Origin of the sequence: Phytomonospora endophytica, from assembly GCF_014202425.1 — a bacterium.
In the GTDB taxonomy this organism is placed as follows: Bacteria; Actinomycetota; Actinomycetes; order Mycobacteriales; family Micromonosporaceae; genus Phytomonospora; species Phytomonospora endophytica.
In genome coordinates, this window is sequence record NZ_JACHGT010000023.1 from 17,132 (window position 1) to 28,809 (window position 11,678).

Below are 11,678 nucleotides of genomic sequence, written 5' to 3' on the forward strand. Positions count from 1 at the left end.
CTCCGCGGCCCCTGCGTCTATCCCCCGAACAGCGCGTTGAGGACGTCGAGGTCGCTGCCGCTGAGGTCGGTGGCGTCGGTGTCGGACAGCGTCCGCTGTCGGGTGCCGACGCTCGCGCAGTGGTCGGCGAGGTCGCCGAGCGCACGCGGGTAGAGCTCGGCGAAACTGTCGGCCTGCTCGGGGGTGAGTGTGTGCGTCTCGAAGGCGATGGACGCGGTGAGCCGGCCGTCTTCGAGGAAGACGTTGACGCGGACGCCTTCGAGCAGCCTGTTGTCGGGGTGGGAGGGGGTGGACTCGTGGGCGAAGGCGTGATCGCCGGTCTGGTCGCCGAGGTAGTTGAAGGTGACCGACGCGGGCAGTTTCGCGTAACCGCCGGGGCGAAGCCCGTAGCCGATGCCGCGATGCGGGACGGCGCGGAGGGCTTCCTTCGCCGCGACCAGCGACTTCCCGGGATCGTCGCCGCGGTCGAGGACGACGGGGTACATGGCGGTGAACCAGCCGACGCTGCGGTCGGCCGCCGGGAGCGCGTCGTGCCCCGAGCGGCCGTGGCCCTCCAGCCGGACGGCGATCCGCTCGCGGCCGGTGACCTCCCCGAGGCTCATGGCGAGTGCCGCGAGCAGGACGTCTTCGGTACTGGCGTGGTAGGCGGCGCCCGCGGCCAGGACGGCGGCGGTGCGGTCGTGGTCCAGTGTGGACAGTCGGATGTCGGAGACGGCCGGGCCGGGGTGCGTGGGCAGGGCGACGGCCCGGGCGCTGTCTTCGACGGCGTCCCAGTGGGCGCGTTCGGCGGGCACGAGCGTTTCGGCGAGGGTGTCGAGCGCGGTTGCCCAGTCCTTGGTGGACGCCGTCTTCGCGGGGAGGCCGGTCGCGCCGATTCCGGCGTGGACGTCTTCGACGAGGATCTGCCGGGAGACGGCGTCGACGACGAGGTGGTGCGCGGTCAGGAACAGCCGCGCGGTGCCCGGTGCGGTGACCAGCGCCGCCGACAGCAGTGGCCCGTCGGTGAGGTCGATCGCCGCGCGGGCACGCCCGGCCGCGGCCTCGATGGCGGCGGGCAGGAGCTCTGGGGTGCCAGCCTGTTCGTGGGTGAAGGCGTAGCGGGCTTCGCCGCTGGGGCGGATCAGCAGCCGCCGGTCGCGGACGACCGAGCGCAGGGTGTCGTGGTGCGCCCACACCCCGTCGAGCGCCGCGCGGACCTGCGCGGCGGTGGCGTCGCCGACGTCGATGAGCACGTCCTGGTCGAAGTGCCCGGGGACGGCGAGGTCCCAGTCGAAGAAGGCGTCGGTGATCGGTGTGCGGCCTTCGACCAGGCCGGTAACCTCACCCTGCTCGCCGGGGGCCGTGGCGCGATCGAGGCGGGCGGCGACGGCGCGCGCGGTCATACCGGCCATGACGGCGCCGACGGAGACCTCGTGTCCGGCCGCGCGGATGCGGGAGACGACGCGGATCGCCTTGATGGAGTCGCCGCCCAGTTCGAAGAAGGAGTCGGTCGCGCCGATCGCGTCGATGCCGAGGACGTCGGCGAAGGCGGCGCACACGACACGTTCGGCCTCGCTGGCCGCACTGACGCCTTCCCGCGCGTCGAGGGCGGGCGCGGGGAGGGCGGCACGGTCGAGTTTCCCGCTGCGGTTGAGCGGAACGGCCGCGATCACGGCGAGGTAGGCGGGGATCATGTACCCGGGCAGGCGCTCGGCGAGGAAGGTCCGCAGCCCGTCGTGACCGGCGCCGGCGGTGGGCACGACGTAGGCGGCCAGAGCGGTCGAGCCGTCGGGCTCGCGGTGGTCGATCACGACGGCGTCGCGGACGGCCGGGTGCTCGCGGATCGCGGTCTCGACCTCGGCGAGTTCGATCCGGTGGCCGCGGATTTTGACCTGTTGGTCGTCGATGCGTCCGAGGTATTCGATGGTGCCGTTGTTGAGGCGTCGGGCGCGGTCTCCGGTGCGGTAGAGGCGTCCTGGTCCGTGGGGGTTGGGGGTGAATTTCTCCGTGGTGAGTTCGGACAGTCCTATGTAGCCGGTGGAGAGGCCGTCGCCGGCGACGCTGAGTTCGCCTGCTTCGCCGATGCCGCAGAGGCGTTCGCCGTGGAGGATGTGCACTTGGGTGTTGGCGACCGGGACGCCGATGGGGATGCGTGCGGGGTCGACCAGGGCCTCACCGGTGTCGTGCCAGCCGGTGGCCAGGACGGTGGTTTCGGTGGGGCCGTAGGCGTTGACGTAGGGCACGTTCTCCCGTCGGGCCTTTTCCACGACGGCGAGGCTGGAGGCGCCTCCTCCGGTGGTGACGATCCGCAACGGCAGACCCTCACAGAGCAGGTAGTACTGGGGCGGCAACAGGCCGAGTGTCACACCTGAACGGTGGCATTCGCCGGCGAGGAGGGCGGTGTCGTGGACGGTGTCCTGGTCGACGATGACCAGCCCGGCACCGTTGAGCAGCGACAGCGCGATCTCCCACACCGAAGCATCAAAGGTCAGATTCGAAAACTGCAACACCCGGTCATCGGCCGTCACCGCGTACACCTCTCGCAGGTACGCGCGCAGGTTCACGACACCGCGATGCCGCAGCATCACGCCCTTGGGCACGCCCGTCGTCCCGGAGGTGTAGATGCAGTAGGCGAGGTCGTCGGACGACGGCGGCCGCAGCGCCAGCACCTCGGCGGCCTCGCGGGCTACCGCCAGATCGACGACCGCGACATCGCCCGGCAGACCCGCCGCCATCGCGGCGGCACGCGAACCGTAGGTGAGAACCGCGCGCATCCCACTGTCGGCGACGATCCGCGCGGCCCTCCCGGCGGGAGCCGTCACGTCGAGAGGGATGAAGTGGCAGCCGGCGAGCATCGCACCCAGGATCCCGACGATCACGTGCGTGCTGCGCTCACCGAGCACCCCTACCGCGGCACCGCGCGGCACTCCCCCGGTGATCAACTCCCCGGCGACCGCGCTCGCGGCCTCGGCCAACTCCGCGTAGGTCATCGACCGCTCGCCCCACACCAGCGCCGTCCGCTCGGGATGTGCGCGCACACCGTCCAGGAATAGGCTGACGGCGGTCGCCTCCTCGGCATACGGGATCACGGTGGCGTTGACGTCGTCGCGCACCGACGTGGCCTCACCGGGGAGCAGCGTGGGCACATCGGTGACGCGCACGTGCGCGTCCTCGGCGAAACGGTCGAGAACCTGGACGACCCGCGCCAGCAAACGCTCCACCGTGGACCGCGCCAGGAGGGCGGGGTCGTAGAGCACGCTGAAGGCGAGCTCATCGCCGTCCTGCTGGACGACGAGGTTGACGGGGTAGTTGGTCTGTTCGCGCCCTTTCTCGAACTCCAGGCCCGCGCCGTGGATCGTGCCGGTCTCGACGTGGAAGTTCTCGAAGGCGAAGAGGGTGGAGACGAGCGCGCCCCCACCGGCGAGGGACTGGACGCGGGCGAGGGATCCGTGGTCATGGCCGGCGGAGGCCAGTGCCTGGTCGCGGACGGCCTCGACCAGGTCCGCGACGGTCGTGCCGCCTTCCGTGCGCACGCGGACGGGGATGGTGTTGATGAACAGCCCGACGGTCTTGTCGATGCCGGGAATGGGAGCGTCGCGGCCGGAGACGACCTTGCCGAACACGACATCGTCGGATCCGGCCGCGCGGCCGAGCACCAGCGCCCACGCCGCCTCGGTGACGTGGCTCAGGGTCGCGCCCAGGGCCGCGTACCGCTCGGTCAACCGCCGGGCGAGGCCGCGCGTGCTCGACGCCTCGACACGGCCGGTCCCGCCGGGGTCGGCGTGGGCGGTGGTCGCGATCGCGGTGTTCGTCGCGTAGCCCGACAGCAGCCGCGACCAGTACGCCTCGAAGGCGTCCTCGTCGCGCGAGGCCAGGTGACGGACGTGGGCCGCGTACCCGGGGCCCGCGTCACCAGAGAGCACACCGCCCCGCAGGAGCCGCAGGAAGTCGCCGAAGAGTGTGGACAGTGACCAGCCGTCGAGGATGATGTGGTGGTAGGTCCATGCCAGGCGCAGGACGTCGCGACCGTTGTCGGCCGAGTGGATGGCGGTGACGCGCAGGAGTGGGTCGTGGGTGAGGTCGAATCCGCGCGTGACTTCTGCGGCGAGCACGTCGTCGACGGTGGTCGTGGCGTGTTGGCGTAGGTCGACGGTGCTGAAGCCGATCTCCCGGTCCCGCAGGACGACCTGGCGTGGACGGTCCAGGCCCTCGGCGACGAAGGCCGTCCGCAACATCGGATGCCGCTCACCAAGGCCCCGCAGGGCCGCCCGTACGGAGCCGAGATCGAAGGCGACCTCGTCGGTGACACGGAAGACCTGCTGAACCACGTAGGCGCCACTCGCCTCACCCTCCAGGCCGTGGAACAGCATCCCCTCCTGCATCGGCGTCAGATCGGCGACGTCCTCCAGACCCGGATGCGCGGCCCGCAACGCGGCCAGGTCCACACGGGACAGTGCCGTGGCGGCCGTGTGGTCCGACGGGGTCGTCTCCCGCGCCCGCGGGGTCCGGCAGTGCGCGATGAGGACCGCCAGTGCGGCCTCGTAGCGAGCGGCGAACTCGCCGCCGTCGTTGGCGACGGACACGGTCAACCGCTCGTCGCGGACGACGACGTTGACGGTGATGCCGGGCAGGGCGCGGTTGCCGGGGTGGGTCGGCGTGCCGGTGCCGGCGAAGGCCACGCCGGTGGAGTCCTGCCGTCCCAGGTAGTTGAAGGAGACGGCGGCGCTGATGTTGGTGTATCCGCCGGGGCGCAGGCCGTAGCCGATGCCGTCGTGGGGGACGGTTCGCAGGGTTTCTTTGGTGGTGATGAGGGCTTCGGCGGGGTCGGTGTGGTGGTGCAGGACGATGGGGAACATGGTGGTGAACCACCCGACCGTGCGATCCACCGGCGGCAGCGCGTCATGCCCGGTCCGGCCGTGCTTTTCGACGCGTACCGCCACCGAGGGCTGCGGAATGCTCATCACCAGCGCGGCGAGGAGCAGGTCCTCGACGTCGGCGTGATAGGCCGCGGCGAGCCCGCCGAGAAGCTCGGCGGTGGTCCCGGGATCCAGGGCGAACTCCCGCATCCCGACGCCGACGTCCGGGCCTCGGCTCGCGGTCATCGCGGTCTCGACGGCGTTCCAGTACGCCTGCTCGGCCGGGACGAGCGTCGCGGTGAGGTCGGCGAGTGCGTTGGTCCAGTCGTGGAGGGAGGCGGTCTTCTCCGCGAGCTTGATCGGGCGGCCTGTTCGGGTGTCACGGATGCCGGTGAGGACGTCGTCGGTGATGATCTGCCAGGAGACGGCGTCGACGACGAGGTGGTGGGCGGCCAGGAACAACCGCGAACCCACCAGAGCCGCCTGGAACAGCGGCCCACCGGCGAAGTCCATGGAGGCGTGCAGACGGTCGGCCACATCGGCGAGCACGGTGCCGACGTCACCGGCCTGGTGGTGCTCGAAACCGTAGGCGGCCTCGACGCCGCGCAGGTGAACAGCCCGGCCCTTGACAATCGCACGGAGGGCGTCGTGGTGGGCCCACACCGCGTCGAGCGCGGAGCGGACCTCTTCGACGGTCGCGTCGGCGATGTCGATGAGGATGTCCTGGTTGAAGTGGGAGGGAACCGTCAGCTCCCAGGCGAAGAACTCCTCGGCGATCGGCCACGATCCGACCGCTCCGGTCACGGCACCCTGCTCGAAGCTGCTCGCGGTGGCCCGTTCGACGCGTGCGGCCACGCCACGGGCGGTTCCGGCGGCCATCACGGCACCGACCGCCACCTCGAAACCGGCTTGGCGGACGCGGGAGACGACGCGGATGGCTTTGATGGAGTCGCCGCCGAGTTCGAAGAAGGAGTCGAGGACACCGACCACCGGCAGGCCGAGCACCTCGGCGAAGGCCGCACACACGACCGCCTCGACCTCATCGGCGGGCGCCTCACCCTCGGTCGCCGCGGGCGGCTCGGGATCGGGCAGGGCCCGCCGGTCGAGCTTTCCGTTGCGGGTCAAAGGAATCTCAGCGATGGGAACCAGATGCGCGGGCACCATGTAGGAGGGCAGCAGCTCATCGAGGAAGAAGCGCAGCTCGGCGGTGTCGACCTCGCCGGCTTCCGCTACGACATAGGCGATCAGAGCGGTGGCCTCGGCACGGCGCTCGGCGATGACCACGGCGTCACGGATGTGGGGGTGTCGGCGCAGTGTGGTTTCGATGTCGGGGAGTTCGATCCGGTAGCCGCGGATCTTGACTTGCTGGTCGTCTTGGCGGCCGAGGTATTCGATGGTGCCGTCGGCCAGGCGCCGGACGCGGTCGCCGGTGCGGTAGAGACGACCGTAGGGGCTGGAAACGAAGCGTTGGGCGGTGAGTTCGGGCAGACCGAGGTACCCCGTGGACAGTCCGTCGCCTCCGGCGCACAGTTCCCCGACCTCCCCGATCCCGCAGACGCGGTCGCCGTCGAGGACGACCACGCTCGTCCCACCGATCGCACGACCAATGGGGACGCGGTCGAATCCGCGCGGGATCGGGTGCGTGGTCGTGAAAGTCGTGTTCTCCGTGGGGCCGTAACCGTTGATCACCTGCACGTCGGCGTCGGCGTCGTACAGGCGGCGGACCTGGTCGGCGCCGACGGCCTCACCGCCGATGAACAGCCGTGTGAGTCCCGACAGCTGCTCCGGGGCGGTGACGGCGATGTGGTTGAAGAGGCTGACGGTCAGCCACATGACGGTGGCGCCGGTGCGGGTGATGAGGCCCCCGAGACGCTCGGGGGCAAGGAGGTCTTCGCGGTCGGGGATGACGAGGGTGCCGCCGTTGAGCCACATGCCCCAGATCTCGAAGGTGGAGGCGTCGAAGGCCACCGAACCGGTCTGCACCAGCACATCTTCGGGACCAAGAGGCAGGGAGGGGTTGCCGCACACCAGTCGCAGCACCGCCCGCTGCGGGATGACGCTGCCTTTAGGGCGACCGGTCGTCCCGGATGTGAACATCACATAGGCGGCATCACCACCACCAGGCGCCCCGGCGACCTCGGCACGCCGATAGCCGCCACCGACGGCCACCGCGACATCCACGCATCGCGCGTCCCGGGCCGCCGAGGCGGCGACCTCGGCTCCCCGCTGCCCCGCCGCGACGATCACGGTGATCCCGGCGTCGGCGATGATCGCGGCACTGCGCGAAGCGGGGGCCTCGACGTCGATCGGCACATACCCCGCCCCGGACAGCGTGACCCCGAGCAGCCCGACGAACAACTCGACCCCGGCCGCACCCACCAGGCCCACCAGGTCGCCCGTGGCGACACCCGCACCCGCGAGGGCTTCGGCGACGGCCCCGGCCCGCGCGGCCAGCTCCCGGTAGGTCAAACGCTCATCACCGGCGACCAACGCGACACGCTCACCATGCCCGGCGACGACACCGGCGAACACGCCACCAATCCACCCATCACGCACATAGCCCACACAGGACGCGTCGAAGACGTCGAGTACGCGCTCGCGCTCCCCCGCCACGAGGCCCGCGACTTTCGTCAGCGGGCGTACGGCGTCGGCGGCGAACTCCTCCAGCACCGCCAGCAACCGCCCAGACAACCGCCCGGCGTCACCGGTGCCAAGGACGGCCCGGTCGTGGAGAACGGTCACCTCCAGCTCGTCGCCGACGCGTTCCACGGTGACGGTCAAGGGGTAGTTCGTGGCCTCCCGGGCTCGCCGGAACACCAGCGCCGTGGCGTCCTCGGCGACGTGGTAGTTCTCCACGGCGAAGACGCAGCGCACGAGATCTTCGACTCCCGCCACAGACTGGATGCGCGCGAGGGACCCGTGGTCGTGTTCGCCGGTGGCGACGGCCTGGACGCGAACGGCGTCGACGAGCCCGGCGGCCGTGGTCGCGGGGTCGAGGCGGACGCGTACCGGAACCGTGTTGATGAACAGCCCGACCGTCTTGTCCACCCCGGGCAGGGCGACGTCACGGCCCGAGACGACCTTGCCGAACACCACGTCCGGCGTGCCCGTCTGCCGTGACAGCACCAGTCCCCAGGCCGCCTCGGCGACGTGGGCGAGGGTCGCGCCCCGTGCCGAGAAGGCGCTCTGGAGTCTGCTCGCCAAGCCGGTCGTGCTCGACGCGGCGAGGCGGCCGGTGCCGGTCCCGTCGGCTTCGACGCCGGTGATCTCGACACCGCCCTCGTGGCCGTCGAGCAGCCGCGACCAGTACGCGTCGAAAGCCTCGCTGCCGCGCTCAGCGAGCAGGCGTGTGTAGGCGCCGTGCGGGGGGATCGGGCCTCCGTCGGTCTCGCCGTCGGGCATGGCGGCGCCGGAGGTGAGGGCGTCGTGGATCGCGGTGAAGCGCCGGCAGAGTTCCGACAGGCTCCAGCCGTCGAGGACGGCGTGGTGGTGGGTGAACACCAGGACGTGGGAATCGTCGGCGTGGGTGAACGCGTCGCAGCGGAACAGCGGTCCTCGGCGCAGGTCGAAAGGCCGATCGTGCTGGCGCGCGCAGTGCTCTTCCAGCGCGGCGCGACGGTCCTGTTCGGACAGTGCCCGGTGGTCGACGTGAGCGAACTCCACGCCTGTGCCGGGCAGCACCAGCTGGTGTGGCGCGGTGTGTGCGTCCCAGGCGAAGACCGTGCGCAGGGCCGGGGTCCGTGCCGACAGCTCGGCGAAGGCGCGGGCGAGCCGGTCGGGGTCGGTCGTGGCGGGGAAGGCGTATTCGACCTGGACGACGTGGTCGCCGGTGCCGCGCATGTGCTCGTAGAGCATCCCTTCCTGCAAAGGGGACAGCGGATGTACCGCGTCGGGGCGGTTGTCGCCGAGCAGGGCGTCGAGCTGGGCGAGGGTCACGGTGTCGAGACCGTAGTCGGCGGGGACCGGTGCCAGCCCGGTGCGGGCGGTGCGAGCGGCGTAGCCGGTCAACGCGGCCCGCAAGGTCTCGGTGAAGGCGGCGGTGTCGTCTGCCGAGGCGGCGTCGTGGCGCACGGCGACGTCGATGAGGAGTTCACCGGCGACGACCGACGCGTCGACGCTCAGGCGGGCGCGGTCGACGTTCAGCGGCGAGGACGCCTCGCCGTAGGGGTTGAGGCCGGGTCCGGTGACCTCGCCGAGATAGTTGACGGTCCCGAGGGTCTCGCCGCCGTCGCCGCCGGGCTCGCCGCCGAGAGCCGCGCGGGCCTCGCGCAGCTGCTCACGCGGGTCGTGGCACACGGGCACGACGACCGGGTAGGTCTCGGTGAACCAGCCGACGGCGGCGGCGTCGGCAGCACCGGTGCGGCCGTGCGACTCCAGGGTCAGCGGCACCCGGTCCAGGCCCCAGATCCGGTGCGCGGCGGTGGTGACCGCGGCGACCAGTAGATCCTGGGCGTCGGGGTCGCGTGCGGTGGCGCGGTCGGCGACCAGGGCCGCCGTCGTCGTGGAGTCGAGGACGATGCGCTCGCGCCTGCGGCGGCCGTCGGCGGGCCCTTGGGCCGGTGGGAGGGCGGGGATGTCACGGTTCGGGCGTGGCGCGCCTCGCCCGAGGGTCTCGGCGAAGGCGCGGAAGGACGTCGCGTCCGGGGGCGCGGGCAGGTCCCGTCCCGCGGCCAGGGCGGCGGTCAGGTTCGCGATGTCGCGGGCGATGACGTGCCAGGAGACGCCGTCGACGACGAGGTGGTGGATCGCGAGGAACAGGGCGGTGCCGTCCGGTGTGCGCACCACGGCGGCGCGCATGAGCGGGCCCGTGGCCAGGTCGGTGGCGGCGCACAAGGCCGTGGCGCGGCGGGCGCGTTCGGCCGCGGCATCGTCGGGGCTGTGCTCGGTGAGGTCCCAGTCCTCCAGCACCGGCGGGGCGGCGGCGGTCAGCGGGGGGACGACGAGCCGGTCGCCGGAGACGACGGCGCTCAAGATCCGGTGCCGGTGCGTCAGCTCGCGCAAGGCACTCCGCAGGTGCGGGATCGCCGCGGGGTCCAGCGGGAGCTCGGCCGTTTGGTGATGGTGGTGCGGTGCGGGGTAGCCGCGGCCGAAGAAGTCGGCGGTGATCGGGGTCGGTGCCACGACGCCTTCGGGTGAGACGGCCGCTACGGCGGCCGGGCGCGGCTCGATCCGACGCGCCATCTCGGCGGGTGTCAGCGAGGACATGACGTCGCGGACGCTGAGGCGGTGCCCGGCGTCGGCGAGCGCGGAGACGAGCAGGATCGCCTTGATGGAGTCACCGCCGAGCATGAAGAAGTTGGCGTCCATGCTGATCGTGTCGAGTTTCAGGACGGCGCGGATCGCTGCGGCGACGGCCGTCTCTTCTACGGTCGCGGGTTCGACGTGTGCGCCTTTTCGCGGGCGCGGGGCTTGGCGGCGGCGAAGTTCGGCGAGGTCGAGTTTGCCGTTGGCGGTCAGCGGCATCCGGTCGAGGCGGACGGTGTGGGCCGGCACCATGTGCTCGGGCAGGGCGAGCCGCAGGCCGCTGATCACGTCGGTGTCGGTGTCGGCGGTGTAGTAGCCGATGAGCAGGCCCTCGCCGGTGACCACGGCGGCGGCCGATCCGATTCCGGGCAGGGATTCCATGGCCCGTGCGATCTCGGCGGGTTCGATGCGGAAGCCGCGGACCTTGACCTGCTCGTCGAGGCGGCCGAGGTATTCCAGGTTCCCGTCGGGGAGGGTGCGGCCGCGGTCGCCGGTGCGGTAGAAGCGGCCCGAGCCGGGCCCGAAGGGGTCCTCGGTGAACTTCTCGGCGGTGAGTTCGGGGGCGTCGAGGTAGCCGCGGGCGACGCCGGCGCCGCCGATCCAGATCTCGCCGGGCAGTCCCCGGCCGAGGGCGCGTCCGTTGCGGACGACGCGGACATCGGCGCCGGGGATCGCCCGCCCGATCGTCATGCGGGTGCCCGGTTCGTGGCGGTGGCAGGTGGCGTCGACGGTGGCTTCGGTGGGGCCGTAGACGTTGTAGACGGTGGCGCCGGTGAGGGCGGCGGCGCGGTCGGCGAGTGCGGTGTCGAGGGCTTCGCCGCCGACGAGGAGGGCGGTGAGGTGGGCGGCCGGGCCTCGTTGCCAGGTGTCGCAGAGGACGCCGAGATAGGTGGGGGTGCAGTCGAGGGCGTCGACGTTCCAGGCGGCGAGCCGGGCGGCGAGGCCGGTGACGTCGTCGCGTTCGCCGGCGGTGAGCACGCGCAGGTGCCTGCCGGTGGTGAGGGCACCGTAGATCATCTTGATGGAGGCGTCGAAGGCGAAAGGCGCGATGAGGCCGACGGTGCCGACGCCTTCGGCGGTGAGGAGCGGATCGATGAACTCGGCGTGGAGGTTGGTCAGTCCGCGGTCTTCGACGATCACGCCTTTGGGGGTGCCGGAGGTTCCGGAGGTGTAGAGGCAGTAGACGGCCGTCTCCGGTGTGGTCTCGGCCGGCGGCTGGGCAGCCGTCGACGTCGGGAGTTCGCGCAGGTCGAGCGTCGGCAGCCCGGTGTCGACGGGTTCGTCGCAGGTGATGACGCAGGCGGGCCGGGAGTCGGCGAGCAGTGCCCGCAGCCGTGCCTCGGGGTTGGCGCGGTCGATGGGGACGAAGGCCGCGCCGATCCACAGCACGGCGAGTTCGGCGATGATCATGCGCTCGTTGCGGCCGGCGACGATCGCGACCCGGTCCCCCGCCCGTGCGCCCAATGCGGTCAGCGACGCCGCGACGCCGCCGACGGCATCGGCCAGTTCCCGGTAGGTCAGGGTCCGGTCGCCGCAGGAGAGGGCGGGGCGGTCGGCGTGGTCGGTGGCGCGGCGGGCGAAGGTCGCGGCGGTGCTCAT

Annotated in this window: 1 protein-coding gene; it reads right to left on the bottom strand. The window is 71.7% G+C overall.

Annotated elements, in window-relative coordinates; translation table 11 throughout:
- Window positions 1-17 precede the first annotated feature (17 nt).
- Window positions 18-11,678: a non-ribosomal peptide synthetase gene (locus HNR73_RS36405; protein WP_184792620.1), complete on the bottom strand. Its 11,661-nt coding sequence runs from the start codon at window positions 11,676-11,678 to the stop codon at window positions 18-20.